Consider the following 21,011-nt stretch of genomic DNA (forward strand, 5'->3'; position numbering starts at 1 on the left):
AATCTGAGGACGCAATAAATGATAGGAGGCTTATATTCTAGCTTTCGCTAACATGTACCTTTGAGTGCTCTCTCCACTGCGTCGGTCATTGATTGCTTGTTATAGTTTGAGTAATGCGCAGCGGCAATGCGCATAGGATCGCCAGCGTGATAGTTTTCATAAATCATTTGCCGCTGACCGAAGCCATCACCACTGACATCCCAAGCTAAGTTTAGTAACTTACTCCGGTCTTTAGGAGACAAAAATGGATTTTGCAATGCCAGCTGGAGGCATCCTTCATTCTCATTATGGAAGTCGTCACCGTGAGGGACTGCTAGCATTGACCCTGCAGCAAGGGATTGAACAGTCTGGAGCATTTTCTGATACCACTTTGGAAAATGGCATCGAATAGCCTGGATTGCATGGATACTCGGATTGCATACGCCTTCTGCATCCACACTTGCTTCAAATTCGGAGAGCATTACAGCACCACGAATTAGCTCATACGCCGTGGTTAACTCGCCTAATTGCTCCTGTACGTTAATATAAGTCGAAAGCCCGAGGTTGCGCGCAAGACTATCTGCAACCCCAATCAACAGCTCGGCCTTAGCCAAACCTCTCACAATCCCCTGATGCCCCGTATGGTGGCGAGTTCGGGTAACGTCGTAGAATTGATTTGACTTGGCAACATCGCGAAAAATGAAGACATCAGTCCAAGGAATATGAACTTGATCGAAAACAAGGTATGCGTCTATTTCATCCATCTTGCTCGATAATGGATAATCGAACTCTGATGCCTCTGCGTGCACCAAGCTTTTTCGGCAGATGATTTTCAGACCTGGTGCATCGGTGGGTACTGTAAAGGCTAACGCATAATCTGCGTCGTGTTCGGTGAGCCCTGGCATATTGAAAATCAATAATTGATCGGCAATAGGTGCAAGGGTGACGATCATCTTGGCACCACAGACCTCAATTCCTTGATCACTAACGTTCGTGCATTTAACGCCAGCATAAAGATTAGACTGGAGCCCGATAGGCTTGGAACGATCAATCTGCGGATTGATTGCACCGTGTCCTACAAAAAAATGCTCCCTAGCGCAGCGGTCGTAAAAGTTTACGACGTTATCAGAGTAGTTAGCATGCTCTCCTTGCCCAAAAAAAACACTATGAGAGTACATGGCGCTTAAGCCAGCATTGATAAAGTCAGGAGTTCTACCCAACATCCCAAATGAACTGTCGGCAATTTTCTTATAAGAATTACGCTTACGCGTAAGATCATCCCTACACTTGGGTACCATTAAGCTAATAGCCGCCGAGCAGCCATTATAGTCAAAATGAAACTCAGGACTCTCAAGCATCTTATAATATGAAAGCGTATTCTCAATGGCACCACGAAATGAAGGTTCTGCGAGGAGATCACCAACCTTTTTGCCGGCAACCCAAATATTACGAGGCACTGCTAAGCGCTTGGTGTACATATCCATTGCATTAGCCATGACAACTCCATTAGTCAGTTAACCCTGCGTCATTAGGCTACGAATCAATAATGAATTTGTAAATACCGCTGCTCCATTTTTTTGACTATTACGCTAGCTCAAGTAACAAAAATAGCTGTAAGTCGTTGAGCAAAATCATAAAAATCAAGTAAAATTTAAATATGAAATTTTTTTAACGATGATAGCGCGGCGGCCTTTAATTTTTTTATAAACTGCACCGAGCTGGAGCAAAATCGCACTGCGGTCGACCTATAATCGAACACTATATCGTACTCCTATCTTCTAAACTCGCTTGCGCCATAGACAAATGCACTGACTAAAATCACGTTAATCGTCGTAAATTCAATACTTTGCTCTTCAAATTCCGTTAACAAAGAATTTCAACTACCATGGCTCTGAAGATTTTTTGATGCACTGATAATGTGCTTGTCCCGATTCGACTTGAAGCAATTAAGAGCGTCAATTCATCCGGACGTAAACGCTCAATGATCGTAGCCGCCCGGCAAGAGCCATCGTTTTTAGACCCGAGGTTTGGAACGCGTCAAATGGACGCTTACCCAGTAGTCAGGGAGAACCAGGCCGTTCGTACCCATAGATAACAACTGGTGTGAGAATCAGATCCGCCCTTGGGCTCTTGGAAGTAAAAACTGGCTCTGTGTGTCACGAAGGAGTCGTCATGACGACGAGATGAAAACGGCGGCATGACACTCCATGCTCCAAGATTGATGGAGGTAGGCCCTCCGGTCAGGGCGTGCAGGCGTACTGATCAAACGACCCGATGCTGCGAACATGTTCAGCATGTTTGTGGTGAGCGATTCGGGAAAAGGCAGAGTAACTACTGTCACGTAAGGCCCAGGTAGTTGAACGAAAGTGAACTGACTGATGAAGCGACGAAATCTCCACTGGTGTCAAAACGGGCTTGTATAGCCGGGCCCCGAGAAGTGCAGAGGACACCTGTCTACCGACTGCACGGCACCCGTTGTTAAGGCAGCAAGAACCTGAGTCAGGCCATTTTGGGGAACGTGAGAACCTATCCTCGGCACGTATCGTGGGGATAGGGACGGACTCACCCGTAGTAGTGATGAAAGACCTGTAATGGGGCTGGAGCGAAGGGGTGGGGATCACTTTCGTTGTGCGGGACACAACTCAAATGAGGATGACGTTTTAGTGCAGCGAAAAGCATTCGAGATACCGAAGTCGCTGGTGTGGATGGCGTATCAGGATGTACGCCGCAATCGTGGTGCGCCGGGCTGTGATGGTCAGACGCTCACGGACTTTGATCGGCAGCGCGATCATAACCTCTACCGCATCTGGAACCGGTTGTGCTCAGGGTCGTATTTCCCGCCACCTGTACGGGAAAAGCGCATTCCGAAAGACAACGGCAAGGAGCGCATCCTTGGTATCCCAACGGTTTCTGATCGGGTAGCCCAAGGCGCGGTGAAAAGATATGTGGAGGCTGTGATCGATCCGATTTTCCATCCTGACTCTTATGGGTACAGGCCCGGAAGATCGGCCCACGATGCTTTGCGTCAATGTTCCATTCGGTGCCGTCGTAAGAACTGGGTACTGGAAGTGGATATCAGTGCGTTCTTCGACCACGTTGGGCACGACCTGATCATCAAGGCTCTGGAACATCACCAGATGCCGAAATGGGTGATCTTATACTGTCGACGCTGGCTGCAAGCGCCGATGCAGAGTGAGACGGGGTTGCTTCAGGAGCGGGGACGAGGGACACCTCAAGGAGGTGTGATCTCGCCCTTGTTAGCCAATTTATTCCTGCATTTCGCTTTTGATCGTTGGATGGACAGGACGCATCGCGGCGTGCCGTTCGAACGGTATGCCGACGATATTGTTATTCACTGCACAAGGATGAGCGAGGCGGTTCGAATCAGGGAGAGCCTGACGCAACGGATGAGTGAAGTGGGCCTGACCATCAACGAAGAAAAGTCGAAAATTGTCTACATCGACACATTCGAGCGGCACAACGTCGCGACGAGCTTCACCTTCCTCGGATATGACTTCAAGGTGCGAACCCTGAAAAACTCCAAGGGCGAACTCTTTCGCAAGTGCATGCCGGGAGCGTCGATGAAGGCGATGCGCAGGATGGTGGACACGATCAAACACTGGCGCATCCATCGATCCACGACGGACGACCTGAGGGATTTCTCTCGCAGGTACAACGCTGTGATTCGAGGATGGATCGAATACTACGGTAAATTCTGGTACAGAAACTTCAGCTATCGATTGTGGAGCGCGTTGCAATCGCGCCTGCTCAAATGGATGAAGAGCAAGTACCGAATCTCTATACGTCAAGCGGAGCATCGGCTGCGTCTTGTTCGAAGAGAGAATCCGGAGCTGTTCGCACATTGGTATTTACTACGTGCATCGAATGTGTGATCAAGAGCCGTATGACGGGAGACTGTCACGTACGGTTCTGTGAGCAGCCGAGGGGTGAAACTCCCTTCGGCTGACTCGACTCGCTGGGTCGCTACGCAGCGGTAAACGGGCAACGGCGATCATGAGTCTGATCCAGTCTGCGCGACTGAATGGTCAAAGCCCGATGGCATTCAGGGCATACGCATACGCACCTCAGTCCATTGCGACTTCGTCAGCCTGGAGTAACTGCCCGCCACACTCGCCAAAGGTAATCATGTTGCCAGACATCCACGATTATCCTTCTTCGCAGCCTGCAGTTATGGTCACAATTGAACCGTGAAATGGGACGGATGGCCATCCGACGTTAGCGCCTACGTCCTGATGTTCTTCACTGCTGAATACGTAATCCGGTTGCCTCGTGTTTGCGCTTCAGCTCTACATCAATAACCGCAACGAACCTCTCGGGCGTCGTTGCAAGAGTTTCCCCCGTCAAACGGTGCACAGCGATCACGGTCTCCGCCCGAACGGCTTGATTGCTGGTGAGCTGAACGGCACGTACCAAATTGGATGGCTCGACAAAATTGCTCATCATTTTGGACAAAGCTCCGAGCTCTCGCTCCAAGCTCGTGATAGTAGACACATTATTGAGAGTGGCCTCTGCATGATCGATTTCAGCGTTCGTCAACTGGTCTTTGGTCGGGATGAGCTCGAGCTGTTTACGGTAATCCGATATCTGGCCGGCGTACATTTGATGGTCCCACTCAAGCCACGCTCCCAAACCGATTAGCTTGCCGTAGGAGCTCGGGTACCAATTTCTTTCAACAACCTTCCGGCCATTCTCGGTGCCTGTCTTGGTTATCTGATATTCCCAGATCACCTCCAGCCTATTAGCCTTCCAGCGTTCGATTAGTTTTTGCCAAATCTGCCGGGGGAGCGCGTTGTAGAGCCCTGAGATTCGAGCTTGCACATCCCGGTGCTGCATGTGAAGGGCTTTGCCCTGCTCTACGTAGGATTGCCGCTTCTTGAGCAGGGATTCCACTCTCCGACGGCGGATTGATTGCCGCCGGTTCGCATCAAGCTGCGTGAAGCCTGCTTTGAGCGATTCATCATCTAAGCTGAGGTACTTGTGGGCACAGCAATTGCCGATCAGAACCACTGAACCATCAGTACAACTGACGACGTAACCTTTCTGGTGAGGCTGACCACATTGCTTACCAAGCTTTTCATACTGGCAGCTTGCTTCACGTTGATAGAGCTTATATGGCCACTCCCCGTGCCCGAAATTTTCTTTCTTAAGCAGCAGATCGAGGGCAATGTCAAAGTGACCTTGGATGTCCGCTAAGGTCTTGAAGTCCATGAAGTCGGTTGTTGGCATCAATTGCTCCAATCTGTTTGAGACGAGAGAAGATGGAACGCGTACATGAGTCTGTATGTATAAACAGTATAGTCCGCTCAGGCTTTGGGTGGAAGGCTTTGTGCCATCGCTTGATACTAGAGCTCGGGTGTTGAAGGGAACTGCGTCTGACCACCCACAGTGCAAGGACGGTCAGCCGTGAGTCCGAGGATCGCCCTTACCCCGATTGGCACTCTTGATCGGGCGGGACGCCGCGTCGTTTATGGCTGCGACAGTTTTAATTCTCTAGAGCACTCGCCTTGATCGGCTTTTTGGGAGGTTGCGACAGTTTTGCGATATTTCGCAAACGAGCTGGACGCCGCGAAAAACGAGGGCCTTCCGCGACAGTTTTAATTCTCAAAAATCAGCCCTTGTGTGCTCTATCGAAAAAAATGGTCGCAGCTTAGATATTCATATCGGTACCCTCGCCTCGATGAAAGGCGAAACGCATCTGGCGACCCTCGTCATGGAGTCTCTAGGCCATCCAAGTCGTCGCTTCGACCTACAGCTGGCATTACCTATCATTGCTGGGATTGGCACTCGCTCCGCTAAAATGCCTGAGACTCAGCTTTCTCAATTTCGAAACCTGTATGTCGGCATGTCGCGACCTACAAGCTTTCTGTGCTTGGCAGTCAATGCAGAACGGGTTTCAGACGAGTGTAAAAAGGCATTGACCGATCAGGGGTGGACCATCACCCATTTGCTGTAACAGGCCAAAGGGTGCAGCTCTTCGAGAGCAAGGGCTTGCTGACAGGCTTTGAGTCGTTAGCACTTCACCGTCCAGAGCTGATCGAACCGTGTTGTGTACGACTGGCTCATCATATCCCTGCGCACACCCTAGTCGGGAGCAACCGGTACGCTGGCAGGGCACATCGTGCCTCTGCCCCAGCGCCCGTTGGTCGTGTTCATCACCTGCGTGAGCCGATCGCAGCAACCGCATGCGTGGCCGCGAACAGGTCCTCGGAAAACTCGCCCGGTTGATTACCTCGAAGCACTCGATGAAGAGGCGCTGGCTGAGGCACTTCCCAAGCGCTTAATCGGCGACCCTGTAGCAGCAGTGTTATCAGATCGAAGTCTATTAGCGAACTACGACAAAAAATGGATCGCTTTTTCCACATAACTTGTCATCCTGGTTACGTACTAAAAACGCCTCCACCATATGTACTCCTCTATAGGAGAGCTGCTCCCAGCGAATGCCATGGGAGTTTGAGCCATAAAAGTCACCGCGCAGAGATCCGGCCGCTTCGGCCGCACTGTCGGTGTTAGTGATCCTCCACTCAATTTTATACTCGGTCGAAAACGGAACGCCGTTGATATTCAATGCTGTAAATCTTAACCAGGATCCGGAGCTATTTACTGTAAGGCTAGAAACGCTACCTACACGTGATCCATTATGAGAAGGAAACAGGTCCGTTAGAACTCTCACTGTTAGCGATCCCCCAGGAGCATCGCGCCAGGTTGGGCGTTGCATGTGTCCTAATCGAGTGAACCCTTTTGGCAGTGCGTCCTGCCCATACCGTTCAACTCCCTCTACTAGATCCCGAATACTTCGGCCCATGGCTGCGAAGCTTTCGCACGCAATAGTGCTAACTCGAGCAGCCATTTTTCGAACTTCAGCTTTTGCAAACTCATCTCCAAATACCTTTCTCCATTTCGCCAAACTTTCATCTTTGTCTGTTTCTTCAAATGCATCGTCCATCCATCCCCGGTAACGATGTATGGTTTCTCGAAAATTTCTGTACTTTTTTTCGTCCCAAGCATTGCTTTGAACTTCTGTAGATAGTACAGGGTTCCGTACATCCGGTTGAGTAACATTAGCCTGGAGCCAGTCATCTAGTCGAGCCATCAATGTTGTTAGAGCTGTTGGGAGATCTGGGAAGTTGTCTGTGCTGTAAACCTGCTTTCCGAGTAGTGTGGTGAGTAAAAACGATGGGCATGTAAATGTTGTTTTTATGTCCCTCATGTACTTAAGTAGTCTTGTTATTTTGCGAAGATTGTTATTTTTGCTAACTCGGTTTTGGGTGATAAGCCAGTCGGTATATTCTTTGGGGTTTGAAGTTTCGAAAGTATTTGTGTCGCGATTACATACTTCATAAATATTCGTGTGGTGTCGCTCTTTGATACATGGCGCTATATCTATTTTTCTTTCACCAGAATACTCAATAGTGACGCAGTGTGAATATTTTTTTACTTTATCTTGGTAGGTTGTACTTTTTTTGAATTCGGTGAATAGATTGTCAATATAGTCTTTGGCTTCCCATCCATTGATGGGGCTTACATATACCAGTAAGTCTGCATCAAATGCTGCGCCTGCCAAAGGCTTGATTATGGTTTTGTGAGCCCAAGAGCCCTGTGCCTTGAATTCTATAATCTTAGGTGCCCAAGTGGAATTTCGAACGAAATTTTCTATGGCATCAATACTGCTTTGCAAATTTTGGAATCGTGTTTGATTTAGGTTGACGGTGTTGGATAGAAAATCGTCAAACTGAGGAAGATGCTTCATTGGTTAAGTCCTTTTAAAAGGTCGCCTGTCATTTAGGCTGAGGTTATGATATTTTTTTGTGTGATTGATTTCTGTTGCGTAAGTTGTCGGAGCGCTTTTCTATGGGGCGCGCTCTTCGAATAATCTTTCAAGTTCGGAAGAACTGCGACGCATTGTGTTTTCTTGCGAGTTGCGAAATAGCTTATAAATTCTATCAGGGATAGGCCAGTCGCTTTTTCTCTTCACCAACATCTGATCTTGAATGTTTTCAACTAGTTTTTTTAATTCTTGTTCGGAGAATTTGTTTGCGCTATTTATCGCGTTTGTAACATGCTCTAGCAGGCGTTCATTGTTTTGGATGGAGTCTCTGTTTGCCTTGTAAGTGGTATATCCGTAGTCAACAATTGGGCCCATCAGCCCCGTAATATTGGCAAGTATAGATGTCATGTTAAGGTCTAAGGCAAGTGCGAAGCATAATGCCGATGCGAGTATCGCTATACCTATAATGAGTATCCCGATATTTACCGATCCTCTTAAGCTGGAGTCCCAAGAGAGGCAGGAGTTTTGGCAGATTAGAGCCTGTTGTGAGATTGTTAATCTATCCGAGCTTAATGAGAACCAGTCTCGATATTTTTTTTCTCCATGTTTCCTAATTAACCATTCTCCATGCTTTGCTATATCTTCGATTTTTGGTGGCTTTCCGGCTAGTGGGTGGTTCCACTCTAGTCCGAAAAGCTCTCTATCAACTGAGTCCTGAATTTTTGCAGCCCGCTCTTTGAAACTGTCTATTTGATTGCTAATAAGTAATTTGTTTAGTGTTAATACTGTAATTGATAAAATAGCGACCCAGCTCGAGATATCTATTTTTTCGACCCCGATTAGCTTCGAGAACGTCTCCGTATTCAAAGCCAAAGAGAGGAAAGTGAATAGTGACATTAAGACGACATTCAGCATTAGTGAGGCATTATTAAATTTTTTGCCGATTGAGTACATTCGAGATGATGCTGCAATTCTTAAAATTATGTGCTCTCTGTTCTGCAAGCTCTGTATGGTCATAAAGCCTCGATAGAAAATTTTATTTCTATTTTTGCGTGACGGATTGGTGCGCTAAGCTGCTATTTTACCCCATCGGCTAGCACTAGTGTTATCACAGTGCACACATTTCAATCAGAATTTTCAGCTTTTGAGTTGATTCTGACTTCTAAAGCTCATCACTATTCACAGGCGTGCTAACTCCTCAAAAAGTGCGTTACAAAGTGTCGAGTGGCTTGAAAAAGCAAGCCGTCGAATGCCATTACACAAAGCTCATGGCACATACGTCGTTTTTTTGTTCGGGTTACAATAATGTTACCTAAGTTCAGTATAGATCTAACTGTATGATATTAATGTTTTTTTAGAGTGTTGGAATGGCATGTTGTAAGGCTGATGTGGACTGCTCTCGCATATGTTACTACTGTTTTTACCCGAGCCAAGCTAGAAAGCCGCGGCGCCCTCTGGGAGCGCCCGCGTTGATTACCCTGCAACCAAAGCAGTTCCCTCCTGCCCCAGTCTCTGTTAGCCAACCCTCCAACCGCCGCCCCCAACGCCTCAAAAGCCGCGTAGATAACCGACTGCCCCAGTATTTCATGAGCCTTGGTGTCGGAGACGCCATGGACCATATCAACCGGAATGGTCTTCAGCCATCGTGGCGTAGGTGGGCTGGAAGGTCTGCAAATCGACGCCCAGATCTTTGGGGGGCAGGTCGCGGATATGGCCGATACTGGCTCTGACCCAGTACTGCGGGCCGAGTATCTGGCCGATTTTCTTTGCTTTTTCGGAGGATTCGACAATCACGAGAATTGCCATGTTGAGGTCTGCTATCCAAATGAAAACAATCAGGTGCTTGTTAGGAAGCTTCAACATGTAGCTCTTTTGCAGCTTTGGGGAGATATCGACATAAGATTTCGTCTGTAATCATCGCCGATTTAGCTGGACTAAAATTTCAGCCCTCATATGTATTGCCTCTGGCGTCCGAGAGTACTAGTATCGGGAACTTTTTTTACTAGGTGGTTTATGAAGTATCTACACCGTTTTATATTCTGGTCGCTCATGGTTGTTGGGGTCGTTTGGGGAATTTACGCGCTAAGATTTAATCCCTTTTCTGTATCTGGAGATCTGTATTCTTACTTCGAGTTGCTCAAGGTGACTTATGTGTTGGGCGCTTCAGCAGTATTCTGGCCCCTAAGCTATGTCTTGCTTATCGACTACATTCACTCTCGTAGGGGACGTCATGGGCAGCACTTCTTTGACTATGCCAAGCCGTTACAGAAAGATTTTGTCGTCGCAGGACTGACGGCACTATTGCTTGCTGGAATCTACTGGCTCGATTCGGCAGACTACGGCTTTTCTGGAGTCGACATCGCTTTTGTGGGTGTGCCGTTTCTTATAAATGCTCTTTATACCCTAGTGCAATGCACAAGAATGAAAGTTGTAGGGAGACCAGTTCGTAAACGGAGGATGTTTGTTATGGCTGGTGTGGTTCTAAGTTATATCGGTGTCACTACTTGGTTGTTGGTAAGAAATTCCTCCAATGAGCTTGATGTCGACCAGGCGTTGTTTCTTCAGATTACTATAGTTTTTAGTGGGCTCAGCTTCTTTTTGCTCAGCCACTACACACTGCATTGTCTTAGTAGAGGACGTTTTCTAGCGTCACCGTTTCAGCTCTATTTTTTTAATGTGATAGTCAAGTCTAAACATCAGGTATATGAGAAATCTGTGGAGCAACTGGAGGCGTTTAATCGGCACATAACAACGTTGAAGTCGCAGAACGCAGCAAAGATTCGTAAAACGCGAAAGAGCAAGCACAAGGCATGTTGATGTCTAATCAGTCACGATCACTCCGTTAGGAGTGATCGCTCACGACATATTTACATCCCGTAGTAGGAAGCTCTTGCTGTGGACTCAGTGCTTTCACACAAACTCAGTGTTTTTTTGCGTTACCGCGCTTACCTTGATCCTGCTCCATGGGAGCTTCTGCCGGAGGCTCTTGTTGATCCTTGTCCGCCGCCCCCTCGCTTTTCGCTTCATGTTCCTTCGGCTTCATCGTCACCGACGACAAGCGCACCGGCAAGATGGCGATTCGGCTGGCCTGGATCTTGAGCGCCGACTTCTGGCAGTCGTCCCACGTGTCGAGAATCTCGTTTCCGCGCACCAGGACGCGCATGCCGACCTGGAACAAGCTGGCCAGATGTTCGGCGTCTCGATGCCACCATTCGATGTCTCGCCAGAAGCCGCCTCGGTCGATGATTTCATCGCCTACTGGTACCGGGTTGTCGGTAAGCGCTCCATAAACCCCACATTCAAAGCGCTTAACTGATCCCGGATGCTGTGCTCCCGATTCCCTCAGGAGCCAGCTCGCCATGATGCGACCCGATGCCAAAGTCGAAAAAGTGTATCTGTACCCAAAGCCCGTCGACTTCCGAAAATCTATCGATGGTCTGTCGGCCTTGGTCGAACTGGACATCAAGGTCGCCGTCTTTGATCCAGTGCTTTTCGTTTTCCTCAACAAGTCCCGCAACCGGGTAAAGATCTTGTACTGGGAGCGCAACGGCTTCTGCCTTTGGCTCACTAGGACGCTCACAATTAAAAAGCCTGGTGGGAGGTGGGCGCTGCACCGTCCAAGCGACACCAGGATAGAAGGACTCTGATCTGCCGACCAGCAGCGGGCCGAGGTACAGTGAATGGGATGGTGATTGGCTTTTGGTAATGGTTGGCAGCAGGACCGGTAGGAAGTGATAGCAGGGCCGCGGGCCGCTTAAGGCTTTGGATTGGTGATCCAATAAAGTAGTCCATCCTCCCTAGCGCTCTCGCCATAACGCCGTCCCGCCCCCTGCCGGGGGTACCGGTATGCGTCGCTATTCGTCCTGGTTACCTGAGGGCGATGCCCGCAGCACGCGCAGCGTGGCCCATCGGATCCGCTCCTTCAGCCTGTGACAATCTTTATTATTTAAAAACGAGATCGATTTTTGGGTTTTGCTCCATTTGTGACAGCCTTTATTTCGTTGAGGCTTGTCGAGATCTTCGCTGCAACCCTCTAAACTCAATGGGGCCTGTGACAACCTTTATTATCGATACACACCGCCCGGGTCTCCAGGTACCCGCGAAAGGACGCGCCTTCGATGAACACCCCCTCGCAAATCCACGAGCGTTTGCACAACCGCCGATTCACCGTCGCCAATAACACCCACGGGCTGTCCGGCGCGGGTACGGTGTTTCATTATCTGGTCGAAGGCGATGCGATTTCTGGTACCTACCAAGGCGGCCGAATTCGCCTGGGTACGCAGGTCGGCCGCGTCACAGGCCCAGACTCTATCGAGCTGCTGTATCAGTGCTTGACGGAGGAAGGAGAGCTGCTGGCCGGCTGGTCGCGGGGCATCATCGGTGTCGATGCTGCCGGGCGTACTACGCTGAGTTTCGTGTGGGGTTGGTTGTCGGGGGCGACGGGAGGTGGGGAGTCGAACTACGTGGAGCGGGTTGTATAGGTCAAAAAGAATCAGAAAAAAAATCAGAAAAATGTTTAGCAGATAGTTGTATAAAACCTTGGATTTATCCCGCTACTCTTGGACCTTAAAGGAAAACAGATTCGAAAAAAATCGGAAAAATGGTGAGGAAAATGACGCAGAAGTTCATGTCCGGGAATCACTGGTTGGAACCTGTCTGGCCATCGCCAGGTTTTCCTGCGTCGATTTTACGTACGGCAGAGACGCTATCGTTTCGTGCCGGAAAACTCACGGGTTTGCTCCCCGAAAACAGCGCTATTCGCATCGGCGGCCTGATGCGGATCACCAATAGTTACTACAGCAACCTGATTGAAGGCCAATTCACCGAGCCTGCTACGTTATCTACACGAGTATCCAGGCGTGACTCCAGAGAACTGCGTGAGCTGGCCGAAAGTCATATCGGCGTTCAGGCGTTACTGGAGCGAACAGTACGTCGGCCGAAATCAATTGACGCGCCTTGGAGCGTGTTCTTTGCGCCGTCTGCCAAGTCACGCTCGATTTTTCCCGGCCTACCCGTATGGTTCGCGCAGATGATATTCCCTGATCTTCATCGGCGCTTTTACTGAGCCAGGGGTCAGAGGCGGCTTATCACGGTACAAACTCCACCCTCAACCCCCGACTCGCACTGCGTCCCTGATCATCACTGACCCGCAGCCGATACTCCCCCGACTTGCCCGGCCGCCAGTTCAATGTGGCTTGCGGCGGGCCCTGCCCGATCAAGGTTTGATCAGCAAACCAGTACAGCGTCGCCGCATCGCTGGCCGCATTCGCGTTCAGCGGGATGCTTTCCTGGGGGGCGGACAGGCGCAACTGATAACTCACTTGAGTCAGCGGCGAACGGATCTGCGGGGCTTCGCTCTGGTCGCTGATGCGGCTGGGCTGGCAGTTTTTCAGCACGTTGGGTGGCGTGCGGCGGGGCAGGCCGGCGGCGCGGTACAGGCGTTGTATGTCGCTGGGCCAGAATTCGAAGACTTCCTCGCGGGTGTATTGCGCCTCGAACGGCGGGCACGCGGCTTTGCCGGTACGGGTGTCGATCAGTACCGGGCGGTGCAGGTTGGACACGCGAATCGGTGAAACACCGGGGATGTACCAGGTCTTGCGGGTTTGCGGGCACCAGCGGTTGGGCAACTCGCCCGAGGCGGCGCAGACGTCGATGCGCACCAGGCCGGCGGGTGGTTTGTCGGCCTTGATCACGACGTTGGGCAAGGCCAGGGGCAGGGCGTCGGCGATACGGAAGAACAGCGGCGCGGCGGTCTTGGCACCGATAAACGCCGGGTTGGGGCGACCATCGAAGTTGCCCACCCACACCACCAGCACGTAAGGGCCGACCAGGCCCGCGCTCCACGCATCATGGAACCCCCAGGACGTGCCGGTTTTCCAGGCGGTGCGCCAGTGCCGCGCGGGCAGGCCATCCGGTCGCGGGTTGCGGCGCAGCATGTCGCGCACCATGAAGGCCGCCTGCGGGGTGAGGAGTTGCGGGCCGGTGGCCTGGGGCTGCTCCTGCAGATAGCGCAACGGCCGCAGATGGCCGTCGCCCGCCAGCATCACGTACAGCCGCGCCAGTTCCTCGGGTGTCATCTCACCGCCACCGAGGGCCAGGGCCAGGCCGTAATGGCTTTCACCGCGCAGGCCCTTGATCCCCGCGCGTTGCAACAAACCATACAACGACGGCGACTTCACCTGGCTGGCCAACCACACCGCCGGGATATTGCGGCTACGGATCAATGCATCCCGTGCGGTCAGAGGCCCGACAAAACTGCCGTCGAAATTTTCCGGCTGGAAGTAGCCGAAGTTACTGGGCAAATCCTTGAGGATACTCATGGGGTGGATCACCCCTTGATCCAGCGCCAGCCCGTAGAGAAACGGCTTGAGGGTCGACCCTGGAGAACGGCGTGACAATACGCCGTTGACCTGGCCGTGGATGCCTGTGGATAAGTAATCCGCCGAGCCCACCAGCGCCTTGACGCTTTGGTCGCGGCTGTCGATCAGGATGGCCGTGGCATTTTCCACACCGGTGCTGCGCCGCTCGGCTATAAAGCCGCTGATCAGGCGTTCGAGCAGTTGCTGCAGGGGCAGGTTGAGGGTGCTGTTGAGTTCGTTGCCGGGCTGGGAGGCCAACAGCTGCTCGCTCAGATGCGGCGCCAGAAACGGGATCTGCTGGCGGTTGCGGGCTTCCAGGGGCAGCTCGAGCAAACTGGCGTTACGCGGGTCTTGTGGATACGTTTCGCGCCAGTCATTCATCAAGCGCAGTCGCGCATTTTGCAGCGACGGTCCGAAGCGCGCGCGCCGCCCCGGCTGCTGGGGAATCACCGCCAGCGCCAAGGCTTCGGACAACGACAACTGCGCTGCCGCCTTGCCGAAGTAGATGCGACTGGCCGCTTCGGCGCCTTCGATATTGCCGCCCATGGGCGCCAGGTTCAGGTACGCCTCGAGGATGTCGTGCTTGCTGTAGCGCGCTTCCAGCCACAAGGCCAACGCCATCTGCTGCAATTTGCCGGGTACCTGGCGGGTGTTGAGATCCCACAGGCGCCGTGCCAGTTGCATGCTCAAGGTCGAGCCGCCCTGGCGTTGGCCGCCGCTGTAGGTGGCCAGGGCCGCGCGCAGCAACGCCGGGGGATTGATCCCCGGGTGCCAATGGAAATTGCGGTCTTCCTTGAGCAGCAAGGCCTCCACCAGTGACGGCGAGATGCGCTCCAGCGGCAGCCATAAGCGGTATTGGCCGTCATCCGCCAGGGTCATGCGCAGCAGCGAACCGTCATCGGCCAGCACCACCCGTGACGACGTAACAGCCTGTTCCAGCGGAGCGTGGGGCCACAGCCGCAGCCCCGCCAGCACCAGCGCCGCTGCCAGCAGCGGCGCCAGGCGTTTAAGGCTTGGTAATTTCAAGCTGGCCTACTTTGCCGCGCCCTTGCAGGGTGGGTTCGTACATGCCTTCGGCGTAGGCCGGTGGCGTATTGAACGTGCCGGCGTTGGTGGCGCGCACGCGATAGACGAAGGTGCCTACGTCGCGCAGTGCCGTGCCGTACAACACCACCCGATCATCACGCACATCCACATAGTCCGGCTGCCAGTTGCTCAGCTCGGTTTCGCCGATGGGCGCTTGCCAGGCATCGGCTTCTTGTTCGCTTTCTTCTACGTATTCGGACGCTTCGCCTTCACTTTCCTCGCTGCTGGCGGCTTCCGGCTCCGGCGGCAAGTTATACACAGGCTCGACGCCACCGGGCAGCAGGTCGACCACCGCCACTTGCTGCACCTGGTCACGGTCGGTGGCACGCAGGCGCAAGCGCACCAGGAACTCATCGCCCACCGCCACTGTGCTCACCGGCTCGCCTTTGAGGTCGAGGTATTCGTGGATGATCTCCAGCCCGTTGTTGATCGGCTTGAGCTTGGCACCCTTATCGAAACCGGCTTCGCTGAGCATGTAGAACGCCGCCGGGCCGTCGGATTTTTCCATCAGCAGTTTTTGCGTGGCGCCCGGTACCGCCGCGCGGGGTGGCTGGCCGGCCATTTCCAGCAATTGTTGCTGCTTGTCGCCCAGCCAGGCGGTGGCCTTGAGGGTCATATCGCTTTGCGCGCGCTGGCCGTAGTTGTCCAAGGCCCGCAGTAACAGCGCCGCCGACAGCGAGTTGTAGCGCTGTTCGTTGAGGCGCTTGCCGAGTTTATCCAGCAGGGCGGTAGGAACATTGTCCAGCAACTCGGGGAAATGGCGAGCGAGCAGATGCAGGTGCTCGGCATCGTGGACCAGCGGGTCGTAATACAGGCCGTCGCTGTCCCACTTATCCACAAGCGAACGCCAAGGGATCTTGCGGAACACGGTGTCGGCCTGGCGATCCTGCTTGAGCAGTTTGTAGCTGGCCGCCAAGTAGGCGGCGCCCAGGTCGTTCTGCCAGCTGTCCTTGAAGTAGCTTTCGTAGCGTTCGCGGATATCGCTCAAGGCGCCGCTCACCAGAATCCCCTGACGACTCAACAAGTAACTGGCGTAGGCGCGGTTGCGCAATTCAGACAGGCCTTCGCTCGGGCCGTTGGCCAGGTCCGTCAGATAGCTGTTGGCGCGCACCAGCAGGTCTTCCGGCACCGGTAGCCCGCGTTCCTTGGCTTCGATCAGGAAATCGGTGGCATATAGGCTGGCGTAGGGCGCTACGTCCGGGTTGGCGGCCCACAAACCGAAACCGCCTGCCTGGTTCTGGCGCTGGCGCAACATGCGCACCGCGCTGCTGAAGGCCTGTTCTGCCTCGGGTGCGGTACCGCCCCAGATCAACGCCGGCATGGCCTTGGACACCAGTTGCTCGGTGCAGGCATAGCCGTAGTCATCCAGGTAATGCTTGAGGCCGTTGGCCCATACCAGCGGCGAGGCCGCCACACCCAGTTGCACATCGCGCAACTGGCTGAACAGTTCGCGGGTGGGCTTGAGCTCTTTGCTGGCGCTGTCGAAACGACCCAGGCTCAGGGCCACGCGATGCTCGCTCAGAGGGCGAATCGAAGTGGTTTCCGCCACCTGGATCCGCTTGCCATCCGGCAACACGGCGACAAAGCGCAAATCCGCCGAACCGAGGGTTTCGCCGACCTTGATCTTGAACTCGGCGGTGCCCTCCTTGCGCGGTTGCAGGGACAAGGTGCTGGCTTTGTCGCCCTGCACCACCAGGCCGTCGCTGGTCTGCACTTCAAACTTCACGTCCGCCGCAGCCTCGAGGTTGCTGAATACCCCGGCGCTGACGTTGAACACATCACCCGGCGCCACGAAGGCTGGCACGTTCGGCGTGATGACGATCGGGCCACGGACCTCGGTATTGGCCTCGCTGACGCCCACGCTGTCGGCGTCCACAGCCACCGCGAACAGGTGCAGCTTGCCGTTGAAGCTGTCCGGCACCTGGTAATGCAGCACGGTTTCACCGGCGGGCAAGTCCACCAGCCCGGACCACCAGGCCACTGGCGGCTGATGTTTACGCTTGAACGGGTTGAGGTGATTAGCCAGGGCGCCTTCCGTATCGCCACCGGGCGCCGCCCCACTGAGCAGGCGGCTGAATTCCGGCAGGATCAGGTCAAGGATCTGACTGGTGCCGACTTCCAGCGCACGTTTCTGGAAGAAGAAACCCAGCGGGTCCGGCGTCTGGTAGCGCGCTACCTGCAAGATGCCTTCGTCCACTGCATACACCACAGCACGGCCGGGGCGGTCGGCGTTGACCTTGATGTCGAGGGTCTGTCCCGGCTCTATTTTCGCCGGGCCCTCGACCTTCAACGCCATGCGCCGCGCATCCAGGTTGATGCTGAACGGCACCACCCCGTAGGACAGCGGGCTCATGTAGACCTCGGACGAGCCGATGTCGCGCACAAACTGCACGTTGACGTAGGCATTGCCCTCAAGCCCCGCAGGCACGCGGATATGTTGCACGCTGTTGGTACTGTCGGCCTTGAACCACTGCTGGGTGTAGACCTTGTCCCGCTCGATGGTGATCAGCCCCGCACCGGTGTAAGGCGCGCGGATGCTGATCGCGATCTCATCGCCGGTGGCGTAGCTGCGTTTATCCAGGCGCAGTTGCAGCTCGGCATTGCGCTCCAGGGAGCGCGAGGTGTTGCCGCGTCCGGCCACGCTGTAGTCGATCTGGTTGAGCAGGTTGCCGTTGGCGTCCTTCACTTGCAGGGTGAAATCGCCAGGGGTGGCGGTGTTCAGGGCCTGCCTGGCGCCGTCCTTGGTCATCACCAGCGGAGAGGCCGGTTGGCTGATGTTCTTGATGCGCGACTCGTACTTGTAGGTGCCGTTGGACTGTTTCACCAGTACCGACACGTAGCGGTGCTCGACCACTTCGCTGGTCAGGCCATCCACCGCCAGCGGGGTGAGGTCTGGCGCGACGGCCAGCCATTGCACCTGGCGCGGGGCGTCCTTGGCGACGTACGACAGCGAGTCCTGACTTTTCACACCCACAAGGTAGGGCGCGGACGACACCAGCAAGGCACTTTGCGCCGCCACGTTACGGCCCCCTTCGGCCTCGAAGACCTGGGTCATCACCTGCAAGCGATAGGTGCTGTTGGCGAAGCGTTGCAGGTTGAGGTCGAGTACGGCCTGGCCGTTGTCGTCGACGGTGGTTTCGGCCAGGTCTTCGGTGCTGGCCTCTTCCAGGGAATCGTTGAGGCGGAAACGGTAGTCGGGGTAACGCTCGAATGCCGCGAGCGTCGGGCTCAGGGACATCTTCGCAGTGACGCGACGGCCGGCCGCCGGGGCGCCGAACAGGTGCATCGCGGTGACCTTGGCCACCACCTGGTCCGATGGAATCCAGCCCTGTACCGGGGTGTCGTGCAGGCTCAGGCTGACCTTCATGCGGTCCGGTTCGAAATCGCGGACCTTGAAGCTGACACTGCCGAGGTCGGTGCGGGTCTGTTTCTGGCCAATCAACTGCAAGGTCGCGGTGTAGTCACCGGCGGGGGCGACTTCGCTGCTGGGGAAATCAAAGGTTTCAAAACCGCTGGCGGACAGCTTCAGCGGCTGGCGAATCACTTCAAGGCCGCGCGGGTCGGTGATCTGCAGCTCCACGGGCAGGCCTTGCAGGGCACCTTTCCAGTTGCCGCTGCGCACGATCATGCCCAGGTGCGCGGTCTCGCCAGGGCGGTAGAGGCCACGGTCGGTGAACAGGTAGGCGCTGAGGCGATCAATCGCGCCGTCTTCTTCCAAACCGCCTACGTCGAAGCGCGACAAATCCAGCTGCTGGGACTGACGGGCGATCGGCAGGAACGACTGGTCGTTGCCGCGAGTGACCACATACATCAGCGGCGTTTTCTCACGGCGCAGTTCATCCAGCTTGGCGAAATGCACGTGGCCTTCGCCGTCGGTGTGGCCGCTGCTCACGGGCAGACCGTTGCGGCCAATGATGTCGACCTGGGCGTCGGACACCGGCGAACCGTTGCCGATGGATTGCACATACACGTCATGGCTGCCATCGCTGGAGCGCTTGGCGATGATGCCGAGGTCGGTGACCACGATAAAGCGCAGGTCAGAGGTGGTGCTGCGCGAATAGTCGAACGTGCGCTCGGCCGGCTCATCCTGAGGGCTGAGCTTGAGCACGAAAATGCCGCGACGGCCTCCGTTGGCGGTGAGGTAGTGGCTCAGATCGACGTTGTCATAGACGGTTTTCGCCGGGTCCGAGGACGACAGCGCAATATCCAGGGACTGGCGTTCAACCATGCGGTCGAAGTACTCGTTGCCGAAATTGGGCCGGGCAAAGCTGCCGCTGCTCTGGTCCACCAGGTGCTGCAATTGGTTGGGCAGCAAGCGCGCGATTTCCACATGGGCGCCAGGTACACCACGGGCCATGAAACCCAGGCGTTTTTCGCCATTGAGGCTGAGCAACGCGCCGTCGGAGAGGAACTGCAAGGTGCGCGGATAAGCCGGCATGCTGATCAGCGAGGCCGTAGGGTTTTTCGCCAGGTAGCCACCGATGGCTTCCAGGTTGGCGGGCACGCGCACATACAGCGCACGGCCGGCCGGGGCCTTGAACTTGAAGGCATGCAGGGTATTCAGTGGTTCGACGCTGGGCACGTGGGTCAGCGTGACCTTGGTACTGCGGGCCAGCAGGGCGTCGTCGATGTCGTTGCTGTTATAGGGACGGGTGTCGTCCTGGGCCTTTTCCGGCAACAGCCAGGCCTGGACCTTACCGGCAATGGTCTCATCGGCCACGGCACTGGAGCTGCTGAACATCAACACCGGCTCAGGCTCGCCGCGTTCGTTATCCACAAAGCTCACTTCGGCGCCGGTAAAGGTCAGGCGATAGCGGCCGGGCACGGTGACTTCCGCCACCAGCGGCGCGGTGCTGGCGTTGCCGCCGTCGCGGGCCTTGATGCCTTCATCCAGCTTGGCGCTGACCGGCGTGCTTTCCAGCGGTGTGGCCAGGGCGGCGGAGCGCACGTAGGCGTTCAGCCTGGTCTCGTCGAAGCTGATGTCCGGGCGGTTGGGCAACTGGGCGTCGCGGTAGGCCAGGCCTTTGCCGAGGGTGACCGAAACGCGCTTGCGCAGGCTGTCTTCATCGACCGGGTGGGAAAAATGGAAGGTCGCCACCAGTTGTTTCATCGTCGGGTTCGACGGGTCTTGATACAACTCGTTGTGTGTCAGGGTGGCGCGGAACGGCTGGGTGGAGAACTGGCTGCTGTACTGACTGAGCAGTACGCCATCGGCCAGCAAACCTTTCCTGGCCAGATCAAGGGTGTAACCCGCTTCGATGGGCCAGTCTTTCTCCGGCACGAACAGCAGAGTGCGGTCGTCGGACCAACGCCAGCTCCCGGCCACATTGGGTTTGAGGGTGATGCCTTCGGTGACCGGCTTGCCAATGGCGGCCAGCGGGGCCACCGATTCGGCAAAACGCACTTGCAAGTTATCCACAACCGGCGGTTGCTGGGTGTAGTCCGTCAGGTTGGGTTTGTGCAGCGAATAGCCCACGGTATGGGGCTGCGGCAGGTTGGAGTACCAGTGCCAGCCGTAGAAGCCAGCGGCCGCCAGCAGCACCAGGCCCAATACGCCGGCACCGGCCTGGCGCGGATAAGCGCGGGCTTTGTTACCCAGGTTCGCTAGGCCACGGCCGATGGCGCGCAGCCACAGCGGCGGATGCCATTGGCCGAAAACGGCCCCCACCACAGTCAGAAACACACCGACAACACGACGGCTGATGGCTTTGAGCGAATCGAACATGGTGAGCATCCCTGGCTAAGTGCGGCGTATCTTACACGCGTCTTTGATACAAAAGATGACACCGATACGCCGCACG

General features: G+C 54.7%; 13 protein-coding genes and 2 pseudogenes. 6 read left to right on the forward strand and 9 right to left on the reverse strand.

Features of this window, described 5'->3' with window-relative positions; translation table 11 throughout:
- Positions 1–47: 47 nt before the first annotated feature.
- Positions 48–1,475 (reverse strand): 4-hydroxyphenylacetate 3-hydroxylase N-terminal domain-containing protein, encoded by a 1,428-nt coding sequence (locus tag Q8X51_RS08855; RefSeq protein WP_407693752.1) that lies wholly within the window; start codon positions 1,473–1,475, stop codon positions 48–50.
- A 585-nt stretch (positions 1,476–2,060) separates the two neighbouring features.
- Between Q8X51_RS08855 and Q8X51_RS08860 the strand changes: the two are divergent.
- Positions 2,061–2,129: pseudogene (locus Q8X51_RS08860) on the forward strand (IS66 family transposase); the annotation flags it as partial.
- 513 nt (positions 2,130–2,642) lie between these two features.
- The gene (ltrA, locus tag Q8X51_RS08865) at positions 2,643–3,872 is read left to right on the forward strand and encodes a group II intron reverse transcriptase/maturase (protein WP_407693751.1); all 1,230 of its coding nucleotides are present in this window, start codon (positions 2,643–2,645) and stop codon (positions 3,870–3,872) included.
- A 367-nt stretch (positions 3,873–4,239) separates the two neighbouring features.
- On the opposite strand, the gene Q8X51_RS08870 is transcribed toward ltrA, so the two are convergent.
- The 5 genes and pseudogenes from Q8X51_RS08870 to Q8X51_RS08890 all read right to left on the reverse strand — a co-directional run bounded on the left by Q8X51_RS08870 (position 4,240) and on the right by Q8X51_RS08890 (position 9,628).
- Complete coding sequence (locus Q8X51_RS08870) at positions 4,240–5,226, reverse strand: hypothetical protein (RefSeq protein WP_407693750.1); 987 nt, start codon at positions 5,224–5,226, stop codon at positions 4,240–4,242.
- Positions 5,227–6,009: 783 nt separating this feature from the next.
- Positions 6,010–6,224 (reverse strand): annotated as a pseudogene (locus tag Q8X51_RS08875) (DUF4113 domain-containing protein); the annotation flags it as partial.
- Positions 6,225–6,322: 98 nt separating this feature from the next.
- Positions 6,323–7,747, reverse strand: coding sequence for an SMODS domain-containing nucleotidyltransferase (locus Q8X51_RS08880; RefSeq protein WP_407693749.1), 1,425 nt, complete (start codon positions 7,745–7,747; stop codon positions 6,323–6,325).
- 99 nt (positions 7,748–7,846) lie between these two features.
- Complete coding sequence (locus Q8X51_RS08885; RefSeq protein WP_407693748.1) at positions 7,847–8,782, reverse strand: S-4TM family putative pore-forming effector; 936 nt, start codon at positions 8,780–8,782, stop codon at positions 7,847–7,849.
- Between the two features lie 603 nt (positions 8,783–9,385).
- Positions 9,386–9,628 (reverse strand): hypothetical protein, encoded by a 243-nt coding sequence (locus Q8X51_RS08890; protein ID WP_407693789.1) that lies wholly within the window; start codon positions 9,626–9,628, stop codon positions 9,386–9,388.
- Between the two features lie 150 nt (positions 9,629–9,778).
- Here Q8X51_RS08890 and Q8X51_RS08895 point away from each other — a divergent pair, with 150 nt between their 5' ends.
- Positions 9,779–10,582 (forward strand): hypothetical protein, encoded by an 804-nt coding sequence (locus Q8X51_RS08895; RefSeq protein ID WP_407693747.1) that lies wholly within the window; start codon positions 9,779–9,781, stop codon positions 10,580–10,582.
- Positions 10,583–10,685: 103 nt separating this feature from the next.
- On the opposite strand, the gene Q8X51_RS08900 is transcribed toward Q8X51_RS08895, so the two are convergent.
- Positions 10,686–11,126, reverse strand: a complete 441-nt coding sequence (locus tag Q8X51_RS08900; protein ID WP_407693746.1) for a single-stranded DNA-binding protein — start codon at positions 11,124–11,126, stop codon at positions 10,686–10,688.
- On the opposite strand from Q8X51_RS08900, the gene tnpB reads away from it, so the two are divergent.
- The 3 genes from tnpB (at position 11,125) to Q8X51_RS08915 (ending at position 12,830) form a co-directional block, all read left to right on the forward strand.
- On the forward strand, positions 11,125–11,412 hold the full coding sequence (tnpB, locus tag Q8X51_RS08905) for an IS66 family insertion sequence element accessory protein TnpB (protein WP_407693745.1): 288 nt from the start codon (positions 11,125–11,127) through the stop codon (positions 11,410–11,412). The two genes, Q8X51_RS08900 and tnpB, sit on opposite strands and share 2 nt — an antisense overlap.
- 471 nt (positions 11,413–11,883) lie before the next feature.
- Positions 11,884–12,246: a hypothetical protein gene (locus Q8X51_RS08910; RefSeq protein ID WP_407693744.1), complete on the forward strand. Its 363-nt coding sequence runs from the start codon at positions 11,884–11,886 to the stop codon at positions 12,244–12,246.
- A gap of 131 nt (positions 12,247–12,377) precedes the next feature.
- Positions 12,378–12,830, forward strand: coding sequence for a hypothetical protein (locus tag Q8X51_RS08915; RefSeq protein WP_407693743.1), 453 nt, complete (start codon positions 12,378–12,380; stop codon positions 12,828–12,830).
- Positions 12,831–12,852: 22 nt separating this feature from the next.
- On the opposite strand, the gene pbpC is transcribed toward Q8X51_RS08915, so the two are convergent.
- Both pbpC and Q8X51_RS08925 read right to left on the reverse strand, forming a co-directional pair.
- The gene (gene pbpC, locus Q8X51_RS08920; protein WP_407693742.1) at positions 12,853–15,150 is read right to left on the reverse strand and encodes a penicillin-binding protein 1C; all 2,298 of its coding nucleotides are present in this window, start codon (positions 15,148–15,150) and stop codon (positions 12,853–12,855) included.
- Positions 15,131–20,935: an alpha-2-macroglobulin gene (locus Q8X51_RS08925; protein WP_407693741.1), complete on the reverse strand. Its 5,805-nt coding sequence runs from the start codon at positions 20,933–20,935 to the stop codon at positions 15,131–15,133. Before Q8X51_RS08925 ends, pbpC begins: the two co-directional genes overlap by 20 nt.
- Positions 20,936–21,011: the final 76 nt, after the last annotated feature.

Origin of the sequence: Pseudomonas sp. Yb2C2 (genome assembly GCF_052112325.1) — a bacterium.
GTDB lineage: Bacteria > Pseudomonadota > Gammaproteobacteria > Pseudomonadales > Pseudomonadaceae > Aquipseudomonas > Aquipseudomonas marginalis.

Excerpts from the sequence above, each read along its gene's own strand:
- Q8X51_RS08855 (WP_407693752.1), bottom strand. The coding sequence starts at position 1,475 with ATGGCTAATGCAATGGATATGTACACCAAGCGCTTAGCAGTGCCTCGT.
- Q8X51_RS08870 (WP_407693750.1), bottom strand. The coding sequence starts at position 5,226 with ATGCCAACAACCGACTTCATGGACTTCAAGACCTTAGCGGACATCCAA.
- Q8X51_RS08880 (WP_407693749.1), bottom strand. The coding sequence starts at position 7,747 with ATGAAGCATCTTCCTCAGTTTGACGATTTTCTATCCAACACCGTCAAC.
- Q8X51_RS08885 (WP_407693748.1), bottom strand. The coding sequence starts at position 8,782 with ATGACCATACAGAGCTTGCAGAACAGAGAGCACATAATTTTAAGAATT.
- Q8X51_RS08890 (WP_407693789.1), bottom strand. The coding sequence starts at position 9,628 with ATGTTGAAGCTTCCTAACAAGCACCTGATTGTTTTCATTTGGATAGCA.
- Q8X51_RS08895 (WP_407693747.1), top strand. The coding sequence starts at position 9,779 with ATGAAGTATCTACACCGTTTTATATTCTGGTCGCTCATGGTTGTTGGG.
- tnpB (WP_407693745.1), top strand. The coding sequence starts at position 11,125 with ATGATGCGACCCGATGCCAAAGTCGAAAAAGTGTATCTGTACCCAAAG.
- Q8X51_RS08900 (WP_407693746.1), bottom strand. The coding sequence starts at position 11,126 with ATGGCGAGCTGGCTCCTGAGGGAATCGGGAGCACAGCATCCGGGATCA.
- Q8X51_RS08910 (WP_407693744.1), top strand. The coding sequence starts at position 11,884 with ATGAACACCCCCTCGCAAATCCACGAGCGTTTGCACAACCGCCGATTC.
- Q8X51_RS08915 (WP_407693743.1), top strand. The coding sequence starts at position 12,378 with ATGACGCAGAAGTTCATGTCCGGGAATCACTGGTTGGAACCTGTCTGG.
- Q8X51_RS08925 (WP_407693741.1), bottom strand. The coding sequence starts at position 20,935 with ATGTTCGATTCGCTCAAAGCCATCAGCCGTCGTGTTGTCGGTGTGTTT.